The organism is Mucilaginibacter terrae, from assembly GCF_031951985.1.
GTDB lineage: Bacteria > Bacteroidota > Bacteroidia > Sphingobacteriales > Sphingobacteriaceae > Mucilaginibacter > Mucilaginibacter terrae_A.
Genome location: NZ_JAVLVU010000001.1, coordinates 2,609,076 through 2,634,543 on the forward strand (window position 1 = coordinate 2,609,076; position 25,468 = coordinate 2,634,543).

At 43.7% G+C, this 25,468-nt stretch carries 15 protein-coding genes, 2 tRNA genes and 3 rRNA genes; 10 read left to right on the top strand and 10 right to left on the bottom strand.

The window, feature by feature from the left end:
* Positions 1 to 6: 6 nt before the first annotated feature.
* From QE417_RS10995 to QE417_RS11035, 9 genes are all read right to left on the bottom strand, one after another.
* On the bottom strand, positions 7 to 1,152 hold the full coding sequence (locus QE417_RS10995; protein WP_311949917.1) for an NTP transferase domain-containing protein: 1,146 nt from the start codon (positions 1,150 to 1,152) through the stop codon (positions 7 to 9).
* On the bottom strand, positions 1,145 to 1,633 hold the full coding sequence (moaC, locus tag QE417_RS11000; protein ID WP_311949918.1) for a cyclic pyranopterin monophosphate synthase MoaC: 489 nt from the start codon (positions 1,631 to 1,633) through the stop codon (positions 1,145 to 1,147). Before moaC ends, QE417_RS10995 begins: the two co-directional genes overlap by 8 nt.
* A gap of 184 nt (positions 1,634 to 1,817) precedes the next feature.
* A 5S ribosomal RNA gene (rrf, locus tag QE417_RS11005) occupies positions 1,818 to 1,929 on the bottom strand.
* A gap of 205 nt (positions 1,930 to 2,134) precedes the next feature.
* A 23S ribosomal RNA gene (locus tag QE417_RS11010) occupies positions 2,135 to 5,018 on the bottom strand.
* Between the two features lie 281 nt (positions 5,019 to 5,299).
* A tRNA-Ala gene (locus QE417_RS11015) sits at positions 5,300 to 5,373 on the bottom strand.
* Between the two features lie 94 nt (positions 5,374 to 5,467).
* Positions 5,468 to 5,542 (bottom strand) — tRNA-Ile (locus tag QE417_RS11020).
* A 155-nt stretch (positions 5,543 to 5,697) separates the two neighbouring features.
* A 16S ribosomal RNA gene (locus QE417_RS11025) occupies positions 5,698 to 7,219 on the bottom strand.
* The 16S, 23S and 5S rRNA genes sit together here with 2 tRNA genes alongside, the layout of an rRNA operon.
* 739 nt (positions 7,220 to 7,958) lie before the next feature.
* Positions 7,959 to 8,681: a fibrobacter succinogenes major paralogous domain-containing protein gene (locus tag QE417_RS11030; RefSeq protein WP_311949919.1), complete on the bottom strand. Its 723-nt coding sequence runs from the start codon at positions 8,679 to 8,681 to the stop codon at positions 7,959 to 7,961.
* Between the two features lie 106 nt (positions 8,682 to 8,787).
* Positions 8,788 to 10,005, bottom strand: coding sequence for a right-handed parallel beta-helix repeat-containing protein (locus QE417_RS11035; protein WP_311949921.1), 1,218 nt, complete (start codon positions 10,003 to 10,005; stop codon positions 8,788 to 8,790).
* A gap of 257 nt (positions 10,006 to 10,262) precedes the next feature.
* On the opposite strand from QE417_RS11035, the gene QE417_RS11040 reads away from it, so the two are divergent.
* The 9 genes from QE417_RS11040 (at position 10,263) to QE417_RS11080 (ending at position 20,293) form a co-directional block, all read left to right on the top strand.
* Positions 10,263 to 11,195, top strand: coding sequence for an outer membrane protein assembly factor BamD (locus tag QE417_RS11040; protein ID WP_311949922.1), 933 nt, complete (start codon positions 10,263 to 10,265; stop codon positions 11,193 to 11,195).
* A 15-nt stretch (positions 11,196 to 11,210) separates the two neighbouring features.
* On the top strand, positions 11,211 to 11,540 hold the full coding sequence (locus tag QE417_RS11045; protein WP_311949924.1) for a DNA-directed RNA polymerase subunit omega: 330 nt from the start codon (positions 11,211 to 11,213) through the stop codon (positions 11,538 to 11,540).
* Between the two features lie 156 nt (positions 11,541 to 11,696).
* Complete coding sequence (gene coaBC / locus QE417_RS11050; protein WP_311949925.1) at positions 11,697 to 12,896, top strand: bifunctional phosphopantothenoylcysteine decarboxylase/phosphopantothenate--cysteine ligase CoaBC; 1,200 nt, start codon at positions 11,697 to 11,699, stop codon at positions 12,894 to 12,896.
* Positions 12,893 to 13,786: a type IX secretion system protein PorD gene (porD, locus tag QE417_RS11055; RefSeq protein WP_311949926.1), complete on the top strand. Its 894-nt coding sequence runs from the start codon at positions 12,893 to 12,895 to the stop codon at positions 13,784 to 13,786. The genes coaBC and porD overlap by 4 nt, the downstream gene beginning before the upstream one ends.
* Positions 13,787 to 13,847: 61 nt before the next feature.
* On the top strand, positions 13,848 to 14,216 hold the full coding sequence (locus tag QE417_RS11060) for a BlaI/MecI/CopY family transcriptional regulator (protein ID WP_311949927.1): 369 nt from the start codon (positions 13,848 to 13,850) through the stop codon (positions 14,214 to 14,216).
* Positions 14,217 to 14,237: 21 nt separating this feature from the next.
* Complete coding sequence (locus tag QE417_RS11065) at positions 14,238 to 16,262, top strand: M56 family metallopeptidase (protein WP_311949928.1); 2,025 nt, start codon at positions 14,238 to 14,240, stop codon at positions 16,260 to 16,262.
* Between the two features lie 126 nt (positions 16,263 to 16,388).
* On the top strand, positions 16,389 to 18,050 hold the full coding sequence (recN, locus tag QE417_RS11070) for a DNA repair protein RecN (protein ID WP_311949929.1): 1,662 nt from the start codon (positions 16,389 to 16,391) through the stop codon (positions 18,048 to 18,050).
* Positions 18,051 to 18,175: 125 nt separating this feature from the next.
* A complete protein-coding gene (locus QE417_RS11075) occupies positions 18,176 to 18,988 on the top strand; it encodes an enoyl-ACP reductase FabI (protein ID WP_311949930.1) in 813 nt (270 codons plus the stop codon).
* 90 nt (positions 18,989 to 19,078) lie between these two features.
* Positions 19,079 to 20,293: a carboxypeptidase-like regulatory domain-containing protein gene (locus QE417_RS11080; protein WP_311949931.1), complete on the top strand. Its 1,215-nt coding sequence runs from the start codon at positions 19,079 to 19,081 to the stop codon at positions 20,291 to 20,293.
* Positions 20,294 to 20,373: 80 nt separating this feature from the next.
* On the opposite strand, the gene QE417_RS11085 is transcribed toward QE417_RS11080, so the two are convergent.
* The gene (locus QE417_RS11085; RefSeq protein ID WP_311949932.1) at positions 20,374 to 22,908 is read right to left on the bottom strand and encodes an ATP-dependent Clp protease ATP-binding subunit; all 2,535 of its coding nucleotides are present in this window, start codon (positions 22,906 to 22,908) and stop codon (positions 20,374 to 20,376) included.
* Positions 22,909 to 23,426: 518 nt separating this feature from the next.
* Between QE417_RS11085 and ettA the strand changes: the two genes are divergently transcribed.
* Positions 23,427 to 25,106: an energy-dependent translational throttle protein EttA gene (gene ettA, locus QE417_RS11090; RefSeq protein WP_311949933.1), complete on the top strand. Its 1,680-nt coding sequence runs from the start codon at positions 23,427 to 23,429 to the stop codon at positions 25,104 to 25,106.
* Positions 25,107 to 25,468 lie beyond the last annotated feature (362 nt).

Here is a 25,468-nt window from a genome sequence, read left to right on the forward strand (position 1 = left end):
ATTTTGCTATGAGGTTCGCTGCAAATGCTGCATTACCCTATCGCGTTCTTCAGGGTAGTTTATATTTTGAAGGTCGGCAACATCAGGAACCTGCAATAACTCAACTTCCGAATTGATGAGCACCTTGCGCGGACAGGAATAACCCTGGCTCAAAAACTGTAACATAGCCGGATAAGCACGTGGCTCCCAAATGGTAATCAACGGTTCGGGAAACTGGCTATCACTATCCATAAAACAGGTAGCCATTTTTGACGGATTACGTTGCTCGACCAAATAGGCTAATGTTTGTGCCGATAAATAAGGTAAATCGCAAGCAACAGTTAGCCATGCAGTATTTGGATTATTTTGAAAAGCCGAAAGTATACCGCCCAAAGACCCTAATCCTATAAATGTATCTGTAATTGCAGGTAAATTCTCTTCAGCATTTATGGTTGCGGCATTTGCATATGAAATAAATGTTTGGGCACAGTGCGCACTTAATAATTCGTGCATGTGTATGCGCTGGCTTTGCCCAAAGTAATTTATGCCACCCTTATCGGTTTGCATACGCTCGCTTTTACCGCCGGCTAATACCAAGCCGTTTAATGGCGACAGTTTTTGCTTAAGCCAATTGCTAACAAAAGTTGTAATAGCAAGCGTATCGCTTAGTTTTAAAATTGGAGCTGCAAAACCAACAGGCAAATGCTTTATAAGATAATCGGGCAGGCTGCTAACATCATCAGTCAGCAAAATGAGTTGCACATTGGTTAGCTTTTCCAGTTTTTTTTCCAGTGGTTTTGCCGGGTCGATAACTATAACCTGGCTTTGGGCAATAAAGTGATTGCCGTTAACCAATACAAAATCCTGTTCGTTAAACAGCACCCGGTTTTGAAAGGGATTGAACGAATGTTTATAGCTTATACTCCGATAAGTAATTTTGTCTATAAACTCAACCGAACCACCATTAGTTAATACGGAATCTTCATTAATTGCAGAACCATTATGCTCAGTATCAACATAAGCAATGTTGTATTGCTGGTTCAGTTCTTGTATTATACCATTAACCAAATTACGTATGGCGGCACAGTTTGTACCTAATATGGCCAACTCATTACGATGAAACTCGCCATAACCGGGCTTTGATAATTTTGCGTGTTTCTGATGTTTAGCCATTGTAATCGTTTTTACCACCAGTTTTTCTAAGCAATTTTGTCTCCTTAATAACAATATGGTGTGAAAATGCTTTGCACATATCGTAAATGGTTAATGCAGCAACACTTGCCCCCGTTAAGGCCTCCATTTCGACACCGGTTTTAGATGTAATGCTCACAGTACATTCAATTACTACTTCATGATCTTCATTAACGCTGATGTTTACCTTGCAATTCTCTAAAGCCAACGGATGGCATAGGGGTATCAGATCTGCAGTTTTTTTTGCAGCCATAGTGCCGCCAATAATAGCGGTTTGAAATACGGGCCCCTTTTTAGTTTGAATATCATTTCCTTCAAGCTGCTGCATAATTTCATTACCAAGCACCACTATACTTTGAGCCACTGCTGTACGTTTGCTTACCAGCTTATCACCAACATCTACCATAGCAGGGAAACCACTTTCGGGGTTAATATGGGTAAATGTTTTGTCGGAATTATTCATATTTTTTTGTATTTAAAGCAAACACAAATTTACTGAAGAATTTAGTTAGAAATGGGGGTATAATGAAAGGGAAGTGAGCTAATGTACTTATGATACATAAATGTATAGGTATAATACTATGAGAGAAAGGGTATTAAACGCAAAAAACCCCGCTACGAGTGAACGTACGGGGTTGATTGATAAGGTTTGGCGCCGACCTACTCTCCCACATTTTACTGCAGTACCATCGGCTCTGGCGGGCTTAACTTCTCTGTTCGGAATGGGAAGAGGTGGACACCGCCGATATAGGCACCTAAATTTCTTTTTGTTTGAAGGGAAGGATGGAAAGGAGAAGGGTGAAAGGTTTTGATACCTTTATCCTTTTGCCTTTGACCTACCGGCCTTAACAATGACATATTATTGAAAGAAGCAACTGTTTTTTCCTGAAAAGAACTTTACAGTACTATTTTGTTTTTTGAGTTCGGTGATGTGACCGGAAAGATCACACCACCTTATCTGTTTGCGAAGAAAGCGTCGGGCAATTAGTATTACTCGGCTATGATGTCACCACCTTTACACCTGTAACCTATCAACGTAGTAGTCTACTACGACCCTCAAGGGAAGTCTCATCTTGTGGCTAGTTTCGCACTTAGATGCTTTCAGCGCTTATCTATTCCGAACGTAGCTACTCTGCAGTACAGCTGGCGCCATAACAGATTCACTAGAGGTTCGTCCAACCCGGTCCTCTCGTACTAAGGTCAGCCCCACTCAAACTTCCAACGCCCACAACAGATAGGGACCGAACTGTCTCGCGACGTTCTGAACCCAGCTCGCGTGCCACTTTAATCGGCGAACAGCCGAACCCTTGGGACCTTCTCCAGCCCCAGGATGTGACGAGCCGACATCGAGGTGCCAAACCTCCCCGTCGATATGAGCTCTTGGGGGAGATCAGCCTGTTATCCCCAGCGTACCTTTTATCCTTTGAGCGATGGCCCTTCCATGCAGAACCACCGGATCACTATATCCGTCTTTCGACCCTGCTCGGCTTGTCTGCCTCACAGTCAAGCAAGCTTATGCTATTGCACTCCACGTACGGTTACCAAGCGTACTGAGCTTACCTTTGAAAGCCTCCGTTACCTTTTTGGAGGCGACCACCCCAGTCAAACTACCCGCCAAACAATGTCCTCCATTGTATAGAGTTAGACACCAAATACAGAAAGGGTGGTATTTCAACGTTGACTAACATACTCCTAGCGAAGCATGATCACAGTCTCCCACCTATCCTACACATCCTGTAGCCGATATCAATGTTAAGTTGTAGTGAAGGTGCATGGGGTCTTTCCGTCCCGTTGCGGGTAACCGGCGTCTTCACCGATACCACAATTTCACCGAGCTCATGGCTGAGACAGCGCCCAGATCGTTACACCATTCGTGCAGGTCGGAACTTACCCGACAAGGAATTTCGCTACCTTAGGACCGTTATAGTTACGGCCGCCGTTTACCGGGGCTTCGATTCAATGCTTCGCCTTGCGACTAACATCCCCTCTTAACCTTCCGGCACCGGGCAGGTGTCAGGCCATATACGTCATCTTTCGATTTTGCATAGCCATGTGTTTTTGTTAAACAGTCGCCTGGGCCTTTTCACTGCGGCTCCCATTGCTGAGAGCGCCCCTTCTCCCGAAGTTACAGGGCCATTTTGCCGAGTTCCTTAGCCATGAATCACTCGAGCACCTTAGGATTCTCTCCTCGACTACCTGTGTCGGTTTACGGTACGGGTTTTTATAACCTGAAGCTTAGCAGGTTTTCTTGGAAGTCTGATTACCATCACTATCACGCCACCCGAAGGCTTTGTGTACTATCAGCGTTCAGCAAATCTGGCGTACTTAACTACCAAACCTATACCTACGGCCTTTAACGTCCTATTCCGTCAGGACGCGGATGTGTCACTACTCCGTCACTGCATCGCAGTTATAAAAAGTACTGGAATATTAACCAGTTGTCCATCGGAATCTCCACTCGGATTATCCTTAGGCCCCGACTAACCCTGATCCGATTAGCGTTGATCAGGAAACCTTAGTCTTTCGGTGGGCGGGTTTCTCTCCCGCCTTATCGTTACTTATGCCTACATTTGCTTTTCTATCCTCTCCACATGCACTTGTCGTGTCATGCTTCGCCGATGATAGAATGCTCCCCTACCAGTATATACAATGTATATAATCCATAGCTTCGGTATACTGTTTAATGCCCGTTTATTATCCATGCCCGGCCGCTCGACTAGTGAGCTGTTACGCACTCTTTAAATGAATGGCTGCTTCCAAGCCAACATCCTAGCTGTCTGTGCAGCCGGACCTCGTTAGTTCAACTTAACAGTAATTTAGGGACCTTAGCTGATGGTCTGGGTTCTTTCCCTCTCGGCCCTGGACCTTAGCACCCAGAGCCTCACTGCAGCGTATATTATAAAGCATTCGGAGTTTGTCTGGATTTGGTAGGATTTGACTCCCCCGCACCCAATCAGTAGCTCTACCTCTTTATAACTTTACCGCCACGCTGTTCCTAAAAACATTTCGGGGAGTACGAGCTATTTCCCAGTTTGATTAGCCTTTCACCCCTACCCACAAATCATCCGGAAACTTTTCAACGTTTATCGGTTCGGTCCTCCAGTACCTGTTACGGCACCTTCAACCTGTCCATGGGTAGATCACAAGGTTTCGCGTCTACCTCCTCTGACTGCACGCCCTATTCAGACTCGCTTTCGCTTCGGCTTCGTGTCTTAAACACTTAACCTTGCCAGAGAAGAGTAACTCGTAGGCTCATTATGCAAAAGGCACGCCGTCACAGATCAAGTCTGCTCCGACCGCTTGTAAGTACACGGTTTCAGGTTCTATTTCACTCCCCTGTTCGGGGTTCTTTTCACCTTTCCCTCACGGTACTGGTTCACTATCGGTCTCTCAGTAGTATTTAGCCTTACCGGATGGTGCCGGCAGATTCCTACAGGGCGTCTCCGACCCCGCAGTACTCAGGAACTCACTAGGTTATTATTCCTTACGCGTACGCAACTCTCATGCTCTATGGTAGGCCTTCCCATGCCTTTCCGCTTCAGTTTAATATACCACATCGTGGTCCTACAACCCCAGTTATGCCGTAACATAAATGGTTTGGGCTGTTTCCCTTTCGCTCGCCACTACTCAGGAAATCACTATTGTTTTCTCTTCCTCTGTTTACTTAGATGTTTCAGTTCAACAGGTTCGCGCATTTGCAGTTATCCTTCAGATAACTAGGTTTCCCCATTCGGAAATCTCCGGATTAATTCATATTTGCTAATCCCCGGAGCTTATCGCAGCTTATCACGTCCTTCATCGCCTCTGAGAGCCAAGGCATCCCCCGTGTACCCTTTCTTACTTTCTTCTACCTGTATCGCTTTTGCTCGATACGGTATGTTTTATTTAGTTCAAGTTATTTCAGAGTCAGGAGTCAAGAGTCAGGAATCAAGACAATTGCTTGTCTGTATTATTGAGTCTTTATTCTGTACTCTTCGTAACTGTCCTTCACTGTTGTTTTTTCAGTTTTTCAATTACTTCTTCCAATATGTCAAAGAACGTTTTGCTTTTAGTACTTAGTAGTGAGTACTTAGTATCAAGACCGGAGTCTTTTTACTTTATACTTGCTACTTACTACTCGTAAGCATCGTGGAGAATAACGGATTCGAACCGTTGACCCCCTGCGTGCAAGGCAGGTGCTCTAGCCAGCTGAGCTAATTCCCCTTTTAAAAAGCAATGAGTGATTTGGTGAATGTTATAATGACTGAATGTTTCACTCATTCGCTCATTCATTCCTTCTCTCATTTAACCCCTGTAGTAGTCCCGAGCAGATTTGAACTGCTGACCCCTACATTATCAGTGTAGTGCTCTAACCAAACTGAGCTACGAGACTATGGTTTGATGTTAGCCACTTTTCTGATATGGCTTCCTTTTTAAAGGGTTTCTCTTTTTTCTTCTTCTTTAATTTCTTAAGAAATACATGTACGTAGCAGGACTTTCTGTCTTTCCAATTGTTCCTTCAAGGCCACTTTCAGAATACTGCTCCAGAAAGGAGGTATTCCAGCCGCACCTTCCGGTACGGCTACCTTGTTACGACTTAGCCCCAGTTACCGGTTTTACCTTAGGACGCTCCTTGCGGTTACATACTTCAGGTACCCCCAGCTTCCATGGCTTGACGGGCGGTGTGTACAAGGCCCGGGAACGTATTCACCGCGTCATTGCTGATACGCGATTACTAGCGAATCCAACTTCACGGGGTCGAGTTGCAGACCCCGATCCGAACTGTGAATGGCTTTTAGAGATTGGCATCCTGTTGCCAGGTAGCAGCCCTCTGTACCATCCATTGTAGCACGTGTGTAGCCCCGGACGTAAGGGCCATGATGACTTGACGTCGTCCCCTCCTTCCTCTCTACTTGCGTAGGCAGTCTGTTTAGAGTCCCCACCTTGACGTGCTGGCAACTAAACATAGGGGTTGCGCTCGTTGCGGGACTTAACCCAACACCTCACGGCACGAGCTGACGACAGCCATGCAGCACCTAGTTTCGTGTCCCGAAGGACTGATTCGTCTCTGAATCATTCACTAACTTTCAAGCCCGGGTAAGGTTCCTCGCGTATCATCGAATTAAACCACATGCTCCTCCGCTTGTGCGGGCCCCCGTCAATTCCTTTGAGTTTCACCCTTGCGGGCGTACTCCCCAGGTGGAATACTTAACGCTTTCGCTTAGACGCTGACCGTATATCGCCAACATCGAGTATTCATCGTTTAGGGCGTGGACTACCAGGGTATCTAATCCTGTTTGATCCCCACGCTTTCGTGCCTCAGTGTCAATCACAATTTAGTGAGCTGCCTTCGCAATCGGTGTTCTGTGACATATCTATGCATTTCACCGCTACTTGTCACATTCCGCCCACTTCATCTGTATTCAAGCCCATCAGTATCAAAGGCACTGCGATAGTTAAGCTACCGTCTTTCACCCCTGACTTAATAGGCCACCTACGCACCCTTTAAACCCAATAAATCCGGATAACGCTTGGATCCTCCGTATTACCGCGGCTGCTGGCACGGAGTTAGCCGATCCTTATTCTTACCGTACATTCAGCTTCGGTCACGACCAAAGGTTTATTCCGGTACAAAAGCAGTTTACAACCCGTAGGGCCGTCTTCCTGCACGCGGCATGGCTGGTTCAGGCTTGCGCCCATTGACCAATATTCCTTACTGCTGCCTCCCGTAGGAGTCTGGTCCGTGTCTCAGTACCAGTGTGGGGGGCCATCCTCTCAGATCCCCTAGACATCGTCGCCTTGGTGGGCCGTTACCCCGCCAACTAGCTAATGTCCCGCATGCCCATCTTTATCCTATAAATATTTGATGACACCTCAATGCTGAGTCGTCATGTTATGCGGTGTTAATCTCTCTTTCGAGAGGCTATCCCCCAGATAAAGGTAGGTTACATACGTGTTACGCACCCGTGCGCCACTCTCATGAGAAGCAAGCTCCTCAATCCCGTCCGACTTGCATGTATTAGGCCTGCCGCTAGCGTTCATCCTGAGCCAGGATCAAACTCTCCATTGTAAAATGTTTTGTTTGTATCCAGACCCTACTTTACTTAAAAATAGAAATCTGATTATTTGTATATCTTTATACAGTATTCAGTAGCTATATTTGAAGGTTTCTTTTTTTTTGACAGAGTAGACAATTACTTATCTCTCCCGCTACGTTACATGTTACTTCTTAAAAGAACTTTGTCGTCTCACCATCCCGGTTCGACTTTATATCTGGCACCATTGCGGTGTTTCGAAATCTTTGTTTGTTCGCCCTAAGGCTTTTCAATCTTAGTTAACAATTGCTGTTAACTTTTCTCTTCCCGCTCTTCTTTTCAGCCTCTCAGCTTCGTTCCGTTTGGGAGTGCAAAGGTAGATATTCTTTTTACTTTTCCAAAAAAAAGTTTTTCTTTTTTTTTGGCGGCCTTTTCTTTCGAAAATAACCTTTTAAAATACCCCTGTGCCGCTTTTCAATTCTTTTCCCTTTCGTTGCGATTGGGAGTGCAAAGGTAGAAAAGGTTTTCATTTCTGCAAAATAAATCTGAAATTTATTTTGAGCTGCTTTTTCTTTCTGTTTTTCCTGGTGTTTATTACTAAACCTCCCCCTCAAACCCCTTGCCTTTCAAATAACGCCCCGCTTTCTTTCTTGCGGGTTGCAAAGGTAACTATTTATTCTATTCACTAAAACTTTATTCATGGTATTTTGTATCACAATGCCTAATGCCCTACGCGTCAAGATGATAAAATAGCTTGAGGCTCTAAAAAACCTTTCAATCTTTAATACAACGCACGCTAAAGCCGCAAACACGGTCGTCAACATCCAGCTTTATGGCTGTGCTTTGGGCTAATAACCTATAATTGGCAGCAAAATCGGCGTCGGGTTCGGTTGTTGTTGTCCACCACACGGCCAAAAAGGCCTTGTTATCAAATATGCCGTTGTTATTACGCATTCCGCAAGGTTGCGCGTTAAACAGGCTTTGCCCTGTGGCTGTATGATCATCAGCACCCCAAAAGTTGTTTGCTTTGAGTTTGCTGCCAGCCACCGGCAAACCGCCCAGGTGCTTAGCAAGTATCTCCCACTCGGCATCGGTAGGGATATGCCATCCGCGCGGGGCCAGTTTCCGGTTATCTGTTACCGCATGCCAGTTATATAAGTAACCGCAATGGGCCGTGGTATCATTATTATATATACACCAGGCGCCGGAGGGGTAATTGCGCCATTGCTTATCGCTCTTAATATGGGCTATGGCATCTCCACTATTATAGTGTGCTACACGCAGGTTTTCGGCCATCCATGTTTGGGTACCTATTTTAACGGTACGGTATGTATTGCCATCGTAATCTATTACTTTGCCAACAGGTACGGTTACCGCAATTTTTGCGGGTACTTTGTTAGTTAGGGTGTCGGCAGTATCATGGCCTGATTGAGCACTATTGCAGGCAGTGCTGCTAATTACCAGCAAGCCTATCAGTACATATATATAAGTATGCATATAAAGGTTAGTATAAACCCCGGCATATTGATTAGGTACGCCGGGGTAAGCCTTCTTTCAAAAGCTGCCAATTATCTGTATAGGTTTGTTGAATAATAAGTGTGTACTATAAGGTATTACCTGTTGATACACTGTTGGGGCCGGCCAAGCTTAAGCCGTTACCATTAAGTTTACAGTTTTTAACCGTATTGTAGTTTGATGGGGCTGTTTCGCGAATGCCGAAAGCGTTACCTGATACATTGAGATTTTGCACAATATTGTCGCGACAGATGTAGCTCAAGGTGGTTGAAAACCTGATACCATCAGATCCATTGCCTGATATGGTACCGCCATTAATTTGAATTTGCTGTGCATTCTCTAATAAAGCACCGTGCGATTCGCAATTTTTAGCATTTAGCGTGCCTATGGTGCAACCATTACTGCTGGTTACGCTAAAAAAGCCACGTCCGCATCCGGTGGAGTTAACCGTAGTTACCCGAATGTTGGGACCGGCATTGTTGGCTATCCGAAACCCGGCATACCCCGTACCCTGACCGCAATTTGTTGCATTAACCGTTCCTACCGTTCCGTTTTTTGATTTGTTAAGCAGCAAACCACACGCGCCGGCATTACTGGCCGTTACGGTGCCAATGGTAAAACCGTCTACTCCGTAGGTTTCAACGGCGTTATCGCCCGAGCCGCTGATATTACAACTGGTGAGGGTGAAGTTGCGAGACCAATCGCCTTTGCTGTCGTCAACCCGGATGCCTAAACCCGATGACGAATTAAGTGTCATGGTAATATTGCTCAGGGTAATGTTGCTGCAGGTTTTTAGCCAGATGCCATACCGTGGGTTACCGCTAACCTTCATGTTTTTAACTTCTATGTCGGTACGGCGTTCGCCTTGTATGGGTACAATTAACTGGTCGGTGCTGTTGCAGGTAAAGGTTGTGTTGCCAAAATCGAGTATGGTATAGCTTGGAATATTTACCGCTTTTATAGCACCGCCAGATTGGCCCGAACTACCTGAATTTTTAATTAAAACGGTTTCTTTGGTGGTACGGCCCGCAGTTAGATTATTGCACGCAGCTTGTATAGCTGCAATGTAATCGGTACCGGTATATTTGGTTACACCGTTTACTTTGGCAGTAAAGGTACCGCCCGAGCCGGTTACCTCGGCAGAGCTTGTTGCGGCCGGGCGAATGTTACTGCCATCATCGGTAGCGACAGTGGTTTCTTCGGGCGTGGTTGATTGTTTTTCTTTCTGGCAGCTGCTGAAGCACAAAAACAGGCTAACAGCAAAGCCCATGTGGAGTAAACTCCAAGGCAGGTTTTTTCTTTTCATAAAGGTTTTTAGTTGGTTTTCAGATAATTGGTAAAACGAATGTGACACATATTACCATGATAACTATCCTGCACCTTCCTGAACTTAAACGAAAGTTTTATTTAACCCGCCAACAAATAGCAGGGGCTCCTTTTAGGTATCTTTTAGTTAAAAGATGTTAAATAAAAAATTGACATGCATTTGTAAACAATATGCCTGTTATTTTCGGGCTGAAATAAATAATTGACTGATTTACATTATATAATTATCTTTGCAGGATGTTTAAAAAGCAACGTGCTATAATTGCAGGTTTATTTGTTGCCATAATACTTGTAACCGGTAGCTGCAAAAGCAGTTACGAGAAGTTAAAAGAGAGTAACGACCGGGCTAAGCAATATCAGCAAGCCATAAAATTTTATAATAAAAAAGACTACTCAAGAGCATTGGAGCTGTTTGAGCTTTTAACGCCTAAATACCGCGGCCACGGTGAGGCCGAAGAGTTGTTCTTTTACTATGCATATGCTAACTACTATTTAAAGGATTATACCTCGGCACGTTACCATTTTAAAAACTTTGCCGATATGTACCCGGCCAGTAACCGCTCTGAGGAGTGCCGTTATATGTCGGCCTATTGCTACTACCTTGATTCGCCAAACCCAACACTCGATCAGGAGAATACAACTAAAGCAATTGAAACCCTTCAGTTGTTTATTAACTTGTACCCTAAGAGCGAACGTAGTGTGGAGGCTGGTAAACTTATACAAAACCTACGCGATAAGCTTGAAACCAAAGCTTACTTAGCATCGAAATTGTACTTTGACATGGGCGATTATTTATCGGCAGTAATGTCGTTCAACAATGCCCTGCGCGATTACCCCGACACTAAATACGGTGAAGAAATGGAATACCTGATCGTAAATGCACAATACATGTATGCTAAAAACAGTGCCGAGTACCGCCAGGAAGATCGTTTTACCCAAACTATTACCTTTGCCGATCAGTTTAACGAGAAGTTTCCGGAGAGTAAGTACAAAGGTGATGTTGCTGATTTCCGTAAAAATAGCGAGCGTGGAATTGAAAATGCCAAACGCGTACTGGCCGCATTAGCAGCCGAAGGCAAACTGGCCAAAAAGATAGCTAAAGACAGTACCCGTTCAACAGGGCAGCAACAGTCCATAACTGACAAACAAAATCAAAAAAGTCCGCAATAATAAAATATAAAGAAAATGAGCAAAGATCTTAATAATAAACCAGCTGTTGCAAGCAGCACCGTGACCCGCGATTTGCGTGATTTAGACAGAACCACCAACAACTTGTATGAGTCGATCGTGATTATGTCGAAACGTGCTAACCAAATCTCTAACAACATTAAAGAGGAGTTACACCAAAAACTTTCGGAGTTTGCATCATCAAATGATAATCTGGAAGAAGTATTTGAAAACCGCGAGCAAATCGAAATTTCTAAACACTACGAGCGTTTACCTAAGCCAACTTTGGTTGCCGTTCAGGAGTTTTTAGAAGATAAGGTTTACTTCCGTAACCCAAACAAAGAGTAAGTTGCCCCCCCGGGAGGGAGGATTTAATTTATATGCCGGATATTAAGTAATTAATATCCGGTTTTTTTATGCTCACCCAACTCGTCTCCGGGAGGGTTAGATTGGGCAATTGCGGGCAACTATCCTTATTCTGCTTTTTTATAATATTTTTGCACTATGCTCGAAGGCAAAAAAATTGTTTTAGGCGTATGCGGAAGCATAGCGGCCTACAAAGCGGCCACACTGGTTAGGCTATTGGTTAAGGCCGGGGCCGAGGTTCAGGTTATAATGACGGCCGATGCTGCCAGCTTTATTACCCCGCTTACGCTTTCTACCCTGTCAAAAAAACCGGTACTGGTGAAATACTTCGAGGCTGAAACCGGTGTTTGGAACAACCATGTAGAACTGGGATTATGGGCCGATTTATTTATTATAGCTCCGGCCAGTGCCAATACTTTGGCTAAAATGGCTAACGGGCAGTGCGATAATTTGCTTACGGCCGCTTACCTATCGGCCAAATGCCCCGTGTATTTTGCGCCTGCTATGGATTTAGATATGTGGCGACACCCGGCTACGCTTAATAACGTTCAAAAACTAAAAAGCTACGGCAATATCCTAATTCAACCCGGTACTGGCGAACTGGCCAGTGGGCTGCATGGCGAAGGCCGTATGGCCGAACCGGAAGATATTCTGAATTTCATCACTGCGGATATAAATAAAACGCTACCCTTAACCGGGAAAAGCATACTGGTTACCGCCGGCCCCACTTATGAGGCTATTGACCCGGTGAGGTTTATAGGCAACCATTCATCAGGCAAAATGGGATTTGCCATTGCCGATGAATTGGCTAAACAAGGTGCTATGATCACATTAGTGAGTGGCCCATCGGCTTTAATAAGTAAGCAGCCGGGTATTAAGCGGGTTGATGTAACATCAGCTGCCGAAATGCTTGAAGCTTGCACCACCTATTTTGAAAATGCCGATGCCTGTGTAATGAGCGCCGCCGTGGCCGATTATACCCCGGTAACCGTAGCCGATCAAAAAATCAAGAAGAAGGAAGATACCTTTTGTATTGATTTAAAAAAGACCACCGACATATTAAAGGTATTAGGCGAACGCAAACAAGCCAACCAGTTACTCATAGGCTTTGCACTCGAAACACAAAACGAAGAGCAAAACGCCATCGATAAGCTGCATAAGAAAAACCTCGATCTCATTATTCTCAATTCGCTGAATGATAATGGTGCCGGTTTTAAATTCGATACCAACAAGATAACGATGATTGACAGCAGTTTGCAAAAAACCACCTTCGATACCAAAAGCAAAACCGAAGTAGCTGCTGATATATGTGATAAAATAATAGCTTTGATAAAATGAAAAAGCTTATCCTGTACATTGCTGCCTGCCTGATAGGTTTTACCGCTTCGGCGCAAGACCTTAATGCACGTGTACAGGTGCTATCGCCTAAAATTGCCACTACCAACAAGCGTATATTTACCACGCTGCAAACCGCCATGCGCGATTTTCTGAATGGCCGCAAGTGGAGCGCTGATGCCATACAGCCTGATGAAAAAATTGATTGCAGCTTTATTTTAACCATTACCGCCTGGGACAACGGCACCAGCTTTAGCGGCGAGTTGCAGGTACAATCAACCCGTCCGGTATTTAATGCCTCGTATAATTCGCCGGTATTTAGCATTAACGACCGCGATTTTGATTTTACGTATACCGAAGGGCAAACCATTGACTTTAATAACCAGAGCTTTCAAAGCAACCTGGCATCGGTATTGGCCTATTACGCGTATACCGTATTGGCGTTTGATTACGATAGTTTTTCGAAATTTGGCGGAACACCGTATTATGCCAACGCACAATCGGTAGTTATAAATGCACAAAGCTCGTCATACCGTGGCTGGAAAGCGTTTGATAATAACACTAACCGCTACTGGCTATCCGAAAACACCATGAGCGGAACCTACATTCCGCTGCGTGAGTTTTTATATACTTATCATAGATTAGGCATTGACCGCATGGTTGAAAATGCCGCCACTGCACGCCAAACTATTTTTACCGCCCTTCCGTCGCTTACTCAATTAGACCGTGTGCGTGTTGGTGCTACCCTCCCAACCCTATTCTTTTTGGCTAAACGCAATGAGCTGGTTTCCATTTTTTCGAAGGCCGACCCGCAAATGCGCACTCAAGCAATGAACATTTTATTACAGGCTGACCCGGCTAACGGGAACCTTTATAAGTCCCTGCAACAATAATTTCATTTTTTTCTTGCATATACGAAATCTATCGTAGATATTTGTACGAAGAAATTCGTACATGATGAATATTAAACCTACAGAGAGCGAACTGGAAATATTACAAGTGCTTTGGAACAAAGGCAACTGTACCGTTCGGGATGTGCATGAGGAATTAACCAAGACCAAAGACGCCGGCTATACTACCACGCTTAAACTGATGCAGATCATGCACGACAAAGGCTTGGTTACGCGTGATTCATCGGCCAAAACACATATTTACCAAGCCGCTTTTAGCGAACAGCAGGCACAAAAAACCGCGCTCGATAAAATTATCACCACGGTATTTAAAGGTTCGGCTGCCGAACTGGTTATGCAGGCACTGGGCAACCACAAGGCATCAAAAGATGAGATTGATGCGATCAAGGACTATCTGAAAAAATTTGAATAACCACACCCAACCCTTATAACAATGGAAACAGTATTGTATAATTTAGGACAAGCGGTAGGCGCCGCCATTATTCATTCGTTATGGCAGGCCTTGTTGGTATACCTGGTATTACGGGCTATGCTTGCGGCCCTGCCGGGCATTAGTGCAGGCGGAAAATACAACTTATCGGTTGCTGCTTTAATGAGCATTAGCTTGTGGTTTTTGTTTACACTGGTTATGCAACTCTATGATCAAAACTGGGGCAACAACGATGCATTGCAGGAAACTTACCCGTTAACGTTACAGGCGATGAGCAAATCGGCCGTGCAGGTTTACCAGGATTACAGCTTAAGCCTGCGCCCCCACCTGCCCTACATCAGTTTATTATACATGTGCGGTTTAATACTGCAAACTACCCGATTAATGTGGAACAGGCAGCAGCTTAACCAACTCAAACAATCGTTTATACAAAATGATGCTTTAAGTGAGCAGGTAAGCCGTTTGGCAAAAAGACTTTCGTTAAACAAAACGGTGTTCATTGGTTTAAGCAAGTACGTTACCGTTCCATGTGTGGCCGGTTATTTAAAGCCCATCCTGCTTTTACCGGCATCGGTATATACCTGCCTTTCGGCTGCCGAAATTGAAGCCATTATTATACATGAACTGGCGCACGTAAAACGGCACGATTACCTGGTTAACTACATGCAACAATTATTGGCTACGGTAATGTTCTTTAACCCTTTTACGCATTTAATAAACCGCATTATTAATACCGAGCGCGAAAACTGCTGCGACGACATGGTAGTGAGCGTAACCGGCCAACCTTTAAACTATGCCTACGCCCTGCTCAAATTGCAAGAAACACAAACACATCAAAACACGCTGGCACTTGCAGCCACCGGTAAAAACTACACCCTCCTAAATCGAATAGAACGTATCATGAAAACACAAAAACCAAGCGGTAACATTCGCCACCTCGTTTTTTCGCTGGCACTGTTAGCCGGTAGTATTTGCAGCATTGCCTGGTTAAATCCTGAATTTAAAGATGGCAAATTAGTGGTTAGGCCGGTAAAGGCATTTAATGCCCGGCAAAACGTATTAACCGATACGCTGCCCAAACATCACAAAATGCCTGAAACTTTAAAGGTTGTTAAAACATCAAAACCAAAGTTGCCCAAGGCTGCAAAACCAGCATCAACAGAAGATATTGGTTATGCCGTAAGTTATTCTGACGATCCAAAACTGGATCGCTTAACCAGGGAAGTTGACAAGCAGGCTGCAATTATAGACAAGTATTATAACAGCCCCAAGTATCTCAAACTTCAGCAAGAGCTGGAAAAAGTGGGAGAAAAATTGGATATGTTTCAGGAATCGCCTGAAATAAAGGGGTTGCAGGAAAGATTTGAAAAACAAAGCTCATCTTTTGATGCACTTAATAACGATCCGCAAATAGAAAAAATAAACAGCCAGATAGATGAACTGAGCAACAACATAGACCAGTATTACAACAGTACCGAATATAAAAAAGCGTTGGATAATTATGAAAAAGCTGAAAAAGAATTGGGCAATATAGCAAACCCCAACAGCAATACTTATAAAGCGCGTTACAAGGCGTTTCAAAAAGCAGCAGATAACTTTAACAAATATCAGCATAGCCAGTATATCAAAAATCAGCAAGATGAAATTAGAATACTAAGCGGTAAAATGAGGGAATTTTACAATAGTGCCGAATATGTTAAGCAGCGCGACGCGATCAAACTAATGTCGGATAGTATAGGCAAAGCTTTTCATAACCCAAAAATGAAAGGTTACCGTGAGCAAATGAATGCTTTGCAAAAACAGCTGCAGCTGCTTCAATCCACACCAGAGTTAAAATTGGCCCATCTTCGCTTAAAGCAAGCATCTCAACGGGTGCGCGAGTATATGAACAGCGCAGAATTTAAAAAGCGCAACCCAACTTACATGAGTAATGGTTATACCCATCAGTTAAAAAAGACAAAAGTTGAAAAACTTGAGATCAAAGAAAAACCTAAAGAGATCATCATACTTGAACCTACAATTAATTAACCAACTTAAAGGCGCTCTAACAAGCGCCTTTTTTATGCACTATACTTACGCTTAAAACACCAAATGCTAATATTGTTAGACATTATTTAGGTATTTGAATATCTTTGTCTACAAGGATATTTACACATGCTTCAGCAGCTAACCATTAATAACTACGCATTAATTGATAACCTCGACATTAGTTTTGATGCCGGGCTAAACATTATAACCGGCGAAACCGGTGCCGGTAAATCCATTATACTGGGTGCATTATCGTTAATACTGGGTCAGCGGGCCGAGAGTAAGTACTTTTTTAATCAGCAAAAAAAGTGCGTTATAGAGGGTACCTTTAAAATAGGCGGGTTTCATTTAAAAGCATTTTTTGAAGACAATGACCTGGATTATGAAGTAGAAACGGTGTTAAGGCGAGAAATATCGTCGGATGGTAAATCACGTGCTTTTGTGAACGATACGCCGGTTAACCTGGCAACGCTTAAACTATTGGGCGAGCAGCTTATCGACATCCACTCGCAACAAGCCACTCGCGAAATTAACGATCCGGCATTTCAGCTATTGGTGGTTGACGGCGTGGCTAAACATCAGCCTTTGTTGTTGGAGTATCAATCCGGTTTTCGTGCTTACAAAAAAGCTAATACCCGGTTACAGCAGTTAATAACTGATAGCAATAAGGCCAAGGCCGACCTTGATTATTACCAGTTTCAGTTTGATGAACTGGAGAAAGCCGCATTGCTGGCTGATGAGCAGGAAGAACTGGAAAAAGAACTTTTTACCTTAAACAATGCCGAAGAAATTAAGCGCAACTTAACCGGCGCGTTGTATTTGTTGCAGGATGGTGAATCGGCCGTTACGTTACAACTAAAGGAGGCTAACCAGCAGCTGGCTTCGCTCGAAAAATTCAACCCCGATATTGCCGAGCTGCACGAGCGTTTGAACAGCACCCTTATTGAGTTGAAAGACATTGCTGCCGAAATTGAAATACTGGAGCAACGTACCCAAACCAATGAGGCCCGGGCCGACGAGGTAAACACCCGTTTGAGTTTGATTTATAACCTGCAAAAAAAACATCGCGTAACCAGCAATGCCGAACTACTGGCCATACAGGAAGATCTTTCGGGCAAAATACAGCAGGCATTGTTTGGCGATGAGGAAATAGACGCGTTACAAGAACAGATTAAACTGCAAAAGGCCGATTTGGAAAGACTTGCCGAACAGCTATCGGCTAACCGCATCAATGCCCTCCCAGATATTGAGAAGCAGGTAATGGATACCCTGGCCGAAATGGGCATGGGCAATGCTCAAATTAAAATTGAACATACCCACAACGCCGATAAAGAACTCACCAAAAACGGTACCGACCAAATCCGTTTCCTGTTCACCGCCAATAAGGGCCATAACCTGGCCGAGATGAGCAAGGTGGCATCGGGTGGTGAGCTTTCGAGGCTCATGCTGAGCATTAAGTCGATCATTGCCAAGTATACTTCCTTACCAACCATTATTTTTGACGAGATAGACACCGGCGTATCGGGCGAGGTGGCCAACAAAGTGGGTATTATTATGGAACGCCTGGCCAAAAACCTTCAGGTAATGACCATTACACACCTGCCGCAAATTGCCAGTAAAGGCCAAAGTCACTATTTTGTGTATAAGGATACCGAAACTGATACCACCTTTACCCAACTACGCAAACTAAACAATGACGAGCGTGTGCTCGAAATTGCTAAAATGCTGAGCGGTGACAAGCCGGGAGAAAGTGCGCTGCAAAATGCGAAGGATTTGTTGAAGATATAAACATTAACCGTCACAGCAATTACGAATTTCTTATGGCCTGCTACCGCGATAACGTGTTTGTTATACATATGGCTTAGTGACAAATAATTTCTACCTTTACCCCCCGATTAACAATTCGAAAGAACATGGCTTATAATTTATTACAAGGTAAAAAGGGTATCATTTTCGGTGCTCTTGATGAAAAATCAATTGCCTGGAAAACAGCCCAACGCTGCAAAGCCGAAGGTGCCGAACTGGTATTATCCAATGCCCCTATTGCCCTGCGTATGGGTACCATTAATCAACTGGCCGAAGAGGTGAATGCCCCTGTTATTCCGGCTGATGTTACCGTAACCGCCGATATTGAAAATTTATTTACCCAGGCCCAGGAACACTTTGGCGGTAAAATAGATTTCGTACTGCACTCTATTGGCATGAGCATTAACGTGCGCAAAGGCATACATTACACCGAAAACAATTATGAGTTTTCGCACAAAGGCATGGACATTTCGGCCTTGAGCTTGCACCGTATTTTACAGGTTGCCATGAAACAGGATGCCATTAACGAGTGGGGTTCGGTTGTTGCTTTATCATACATTGCCGCTCAACGTGTATTCCCTGATTATAATGACATGGCCGATAATAAGGCTATGTTAGAAAGCATTGCCCGTAACTTTGGTTACCAATACGGTGTTAAAAAGAATGTACGTATCAATACCATATCACAATCGCCAACCCGCACCACTGCAGGTTCGGGCGTTAAAGGCTTTGATGGCTTTGTTGATTTTGCCGAAAAGATGAGTCCGCTGGGTAACGCCACTGCCGACCAGTGTGCCGATTACTGCGTAACCCTGTTCTCCGATTTAACTAAAATGGTTACTATGCAAAATCTTTTCCATGATGGTGGATTCTCCTACACCGGCGTAACCCAAGCTATCATCGATCAAATGACTAAATAATCCTCCCAGGAATATACCTATTGAAAGCCACGTTAAATAACGTGGCTTTTTTGTTTTGAATATTAACTAAATTTTTAGTTAATTTGAATTATGCTGAAGTATGGGTTTATATTATTACTGTTTTGTCCGCTACTGTCGTGGGCACAATATACCATATCAGGCAAAATCATCAATCTGTATGATAAAAAACCTATTGCCAAAGCCAGTGTATTTTTAAGTAATACCACCGTAGGCAGTGCAAGCGGCGAAGATGGCAGTTATACACTCAGTAATGTAAAACCAGGCCAATATGATATGGTGGTGTCGGTAGTGGGATATGAAACCTTTCATAAAACGGTACTAATCAGTAATAATCTCAACATTCCGTACATAGAGCTTACGCCCAAAACAGTTGAATTAAATGCCGTATTGGTTAAGCCCGATCCTAACTGGCAACAGAATTACAGATTATTTAAGGAGGAGTTTTTTGGCCGTTCGCCCGAAGCTGAACAATGTAAGATACTTAACCCTGAGGTCTTAAATTTGGATTTTGACAAAAGCAAGAATGAACTTACAGCCAGTTCTAACGGCTATCTTGAAATTGAAAACAAAGCTTTAGGCTATAATATCAAATACAACCTGGTAGAGCTTAAACGTAACTACCGCAGCGGTATAACATTTTATATGGGCAATACCTTGTTTACAGATATGCAAGGCAAATCATCGCAACAAAAAAAATGGCGCAAGGCTCGTTTAAACGCATATTTAGGCTCAAGCGAGCACTATTTCCGTTCTATTATCAGCAACACTTTAACCGAAGCTGGCTTTAAAACCTTCCCACTACTCCGAAGGCCAAATCCACAACGGAAACCTGATAGTTTAATTAAAGCCAAACTTAAACAGTTTAGAATGGCATCATTGCTAAATGGCACACACAATTTTCAACGTAATGACTCGCTCAACTACTGGGCCGAACAAAACCGCCTACCTAAAACGGTTGATTATTTGGTTACCAAACCGCTACGTGTAGATAGTTTGGTAAAACGCACTGATGTAAAAGGAATTTTTGCCCTTAGTTACAACGAAATTTTGTATATTGTTTACATTAAAAAAAGTGATGATGGGAGCTTACAAAACAAACCGATGAATGCGCCAAACAATCCGGCTACCCTCATGACTATTAAGGAACCCTATACCTTTTTTGATTTGAATGGAATTATTATTAATCCAACATCATTTTTATACGAAGGAGCTTGGGGAACCGACCGCGTAGCTAAATTACTCCCGGTTGATTACGACCCGGCCGAAAAAGAACACAAACCTTAATACCATATCACACAACACACACCACAAAGCAAAACGGCCGCTAATTTCTTAGCGGCCGTTTGCATTTATGTTATTAAAACTTATCCCTGCTGCTCTGCTTCGGGAGTTTTGCTTTCACCGTTGTGTTTAGCATTTATTTTTATTTCGTTGGCTTCTTTGTCAAAGTCAACTTCCATAACGTCACCATCAGCTAATTCGCCTTTCAATATTTCCTCGGCAATCGGGTCTTCGAGGTATTTTTGAATGGCACGTTTAAGTGGACGTGCGCCAAAGTTCTCGTCGTAACCACGTTCGGCAATTACTTCTTTGGCATTTTCGGTCAACTCAATTTTGTAACCTAAGCTGTTTATACGGCCAAATAATGAGGCTAACTCAATATCAATGATTTTGTAAATGTTCTCTTTAGTTAAAGAGTTAAATACAATCACATCATCAACACGGTTCAAAAACTCAGGGGCAAAAGCACGTTTCAGTGCGTTTTCAATTACACCTCTCGAATGGGCATCGGCTTGGTTAACTTTGGCAGCAGTGTTGAAACCAACACCTTGTCCAAAATCCTTTAACTGGCGTGCACCAATATTTGAGGTCATGATGATAATGGTATTCCTGAAATCAACCTTACGACCTAACGAGTCGGTTAGCTGACCTTCATCCAACACCTGTAAAAGAATATTGAAAACATCAGGGTGAGCTTTTTCGATCTCATCTAACAATACCACCGAGTATGGTTTACGACGTACTTTTTCGGTTAATTGTCCACCTTCTTCATAGCCTACGTAGCCCGGAGGCGCACCAACTAAACGTGATACGGCAAATTTTTCCATGTACTCGCTCATGTCAATTTGAATGAGGGCTTCCTCAGAATCGAACATAAAACGGGCAAGCTCTTTAGCAAGCTCGGTTTTACCAACACCGGTAGGACCTAAGAAAATAAACGAACCGATCGGTTTTTTCGGATCTTTCAGTCCGGCACGGGTACGTTGAATGGCACGGGTAAGCTTTTTAATAGCATCATCCTGACCAATAATTTTACCTTGAATATTGTTGGTCATGTTCAACAGTTTTTGGCTGTCGGCTTGCCCAACTTTTTGTACCGGTATACCGGTCATCATGGCAACCACTTCAGCAACATTATCTTCTGTTACGGTGTAACGTTTCGACTTTGTTTCAGCTTCCCAGGCTGCTTTAGCTTGTTCCAGTTCCTCGAGCAAGTGCTTTTCGGTATCACGAAGTTTTGCGGCTTCTTCATACTTCTGGCTACGAACTACACGGTTTTTCTCAACCTTGATCAACTCTATCTTCTGCTCAATATCCAGGATGTTATCCGGAACATGAATATTGGTTAAGTGTACACGCGAGCCAGCTTCGTCTAAAGCATCAATAGCTTTATCGGGTAAAAAGCGGTCGGTAATGTAACGTGCAGTTAAGCTAACGCAAGCGTTAATAGCTTCAGGAGTATAGGTTACGCCATGGTGCTCTTCGTATTTATCCTTAATGCGGGTTAAAATCTCGATAGTTTCATCTGGCGAAGCCGGTTCAACCATTACCTTTTGGAAACGACGGTCTAACGCACCATCTTTTTCAATGTACTGGCGATATTCATCTAAGGTAGTTGCGCCAATGCACTGGATTTCTCCACGGGCCAAAGCCGGTTTAAACATGTTCGAGGCATCTAAAGAGCCCGAAGCACCACCAGCACCAACAATAGTATGAATCTCATCAATGAACAGGATAACATCCGGAGATTTTTCCAACTCGTTCATCACGGCTTTCATACGTTCCTCAAACTGGCCACGGTATTTGGTACCGGCAACCAATGAGGCTAAGTCTAATGTAACTACACGTTTGTTAAATAATACGCGAGATACTTTACGCTGAACAATTCGTAATGCAAGTCCTTCGGCAATGGCCGATTTACCCACACCCGGCTCACCTATTAAAATAGGGTTGTTCTTTTTGCGGCGCGACAGGATTTGCGATACACGCTCAATCTCCTTTTCGCGACCAACAATCGGGTCCAATTTACCTTCTTCGGCAGCTTTGGTTAAATCGCGGCCAAAGTTGTCGAGTACCGGGGTTTTTGATTTAATGTCTGAAACCTTTTTAGGCTGGCTAAATGATTCTTCTTCTTTAAAATCATCATCGCCGCCGGTTGAAGATCCGGGCATTTCATCAGTAATGTTTTTGTGTGATTCTACTTCACCTTTAAAAATTTCGTAGTTCACATTAAACTGTAATAACAGTTGTGAGGCAATATTATCTTCGTCGCGTAAAATAGACAGCAGCAAGTGCTCGGTGCCTATAATATCGCTCTTAAATATCTTTGCTTCCAGGTAGGTAATTTTTAATACCTTCTCTGCTTGTTTTGTTAAAGGAATGCTGCCAATGTGAACATTGGTGCCGGTTGTGCCCTTTACAGCATCTTCAACTGCGCGGCGCAGTTTGGCGGTATCCACATTCAAGCCTTTCAGCAATTTTATGGCTATGCCGTCACCGTCGCGGATTAATCCTAATAACAGATGCTCGGTTCCAATATAATCATGACCAAGGCGCAGGGCCTCCTCACGGCTATAGGAAATCACATCTTTAACACGTGGCGAAAATTTAGCTTCCATTGAGTACCTTTCTATAGTTTGTTTAACATACCGGATGAATATCTCTTTTAAAGGGGTACACATGCGGAAGTTTATATTGTTTAACAACAATGTTGCCAACTCCTAAATGTTGGCACATGCAAATTGTTATTTAATTGTAATCTGTTTTAAACCGAACGATTTCGGCTTACTTGTATTAGTGTTTACTGTAGAATAACGTGTAATTAACAACATATTACATTTGCAATTTAGTATTTGATTTAAACTTTTTCATAAAGTTTAACAAATATCTTTTACAGCATTACATATTATAAGGCAGCATGTTATTTCGTCACAACGGCGTGCCATTAAGACATACGTAATATCAGGCTATCCGGTTTATGCCGTTGCTCCACTTACTGAATACGTATGCAGGCGCAATTATGTTAACGATTTTTTTAATATTTATTTCAAAACACATTTTACAAACAATAATTGCCGGTTACTTGCTTTTGTAATGCCACCAATTTGGCTGATATTTGAGCCCTCAACATAGAAACATGGCCGACGAAAAGATCATATTCTCGATGGCGGGTGTAAGTAAGATTTACCCCCCTCAAAAACAAGTATTAAAAAACATTTACCTTTCGTTTTTCTACGGTGCCAAAATTGGCGTTATAGGTTTAAACGGTTCGGGTAAATCATCATTATTAAAAATTATTGCCGGGTTAGATAAATCTATCCAGGGCGAAGTAGTATTCTCGCCAGGTTACTCGGTGGGTTACCTTGCCCAGGAGCCTGTGCTCGACCCTGAAAAAACCGTACGCGAAGTGGTTGAAGAAGGCGTTGCCGAAGTAACCGCCATATTAAATGAGTACGAAGAAATAAACGAAAAATTTGGCCTGCCCGAATACTACGAAGATGCCGATGCCATGGACAAACTCATGGCGCGCCAGGGCGAACTACAGGATAAAATCGACGCTGTAAACGCCTGGGAATTAGACACCAAGCTGGAACGCGCCATGGATGCCCTACGCTGCCCCGAGCCCGATACCAAAATTGGTGTACTATCGGGCGGTGAACGCCGCCGTGTGGCTATGTGCCGTTTACTATTACAGGAACCTGATGTTTTACTGTTAGATGAGCCTACCAACCACTTGGATGCCGAGAGCATTGACTGGCTGGAACAGCACTTACAACAATACAAAGGTACCGTAATAGCCGTAACCCACGACCGCTACTTCCTCGACAATGTGGCCGGATGGATACTGGAACTCGACCGTGGTGAAGGTATTCCGTGGAAGGGCAATTACTCATCGTGGTTAGACCAAAAGGCCAAACGCCTTGCGCAAGAAGAAAAAACCGAAAGCAAACGCCAGAAAACTTTAGAGCGCGAGCTGGAATGGGTGCGTATGGCTCCTAAAGCCCGCCACGCCAAAGGCAAGGCTCGTATTGCTAACTATGAAAAGCTGGCCTCCGAAGAAACTAAGGAACGCGAAGACAAACTGGAATTGTTTATTCCGCCAGGGCCGCGTTTGGGCAATGTAGTTATTGAGGTGAATAATGTAACCAAGGCCTATGGCGATAAGGTACTGTTCGAAAACCTTTCGTTCTCTTTACCTCCTGCAGGTATTGTGGGCATTATTGGCCCGAATGGTGCGGGTAAAACTACTTTGTTCCGCCTGATTACCGGGCAGGAACAGCCTGATGCGGGCGATTTTCGCGTGGGCGAAACCGTAAAACTGGGCTATGTTGACCAGATGCACGATGACCTGAAAGCTGATAAATCGGTTTGGGAAAACATTACCGATGGGCAGGAAACCATCCTATTGGGTAATAAACCCATCAACTCGCGTGCTTACGTATCAAAATTCAACTTTAACGGCGGCGATCAGCAAAAGAAGATAGAAGTACTATCGGGCGGTGAGCGTAACCGGGTGCATTTGGCCATCAATTTAAAAAAGGGGTCGAACGTGTTGCTGCTGGATGAGCCAACTAACGATATTGACGTAAATACCTTACGCTCGCTGGAAGAAGCCTTAGAAAACTTTGGTGGCTGCGCTGTAATCATTAGTCACGACCGTTGGTTTTTAGACCGTGTTTGCACACACATCCTTGCCTTTGAGGGCGATTCTCAAGTATACTTTTTTGAAGGTAACTATACCGATTACGAAGAAAACCGCAAAAAACGCCTGGGCGATGTAGCACCTAAGCGTATTAAATATAAAAAACTGGCGTAGTTTTTTGGAGCGAGATTTCGGGGAGCGGAGAGCGAGGAGTTTTGAGTTGTCTTGCAGTAGCAATATTACTTTACACTTTGTTTTCCGCTCTTTGTGTTTTAGTTATTTTACCACTCTCACTCCCGGCTGCCCTCCTTCTTTGCTCATCCCTGCTCCTCTCCGATTTCATCTTCTGAAAACCGCGAAATTGCCCGGTGTTACCCCGGTCTTGCAGCATTAATGCTATTATTTCATCCTTCATCAGTTTTACCATTTTTTTTCCAAATGTTTAAACTCATTTCAGGACAAGACAGATTGAACGCTGACACAATCCTGTCAGTACTTTGTTAATTTTGTTGAAATTAATATTTTACTTGCTTTAA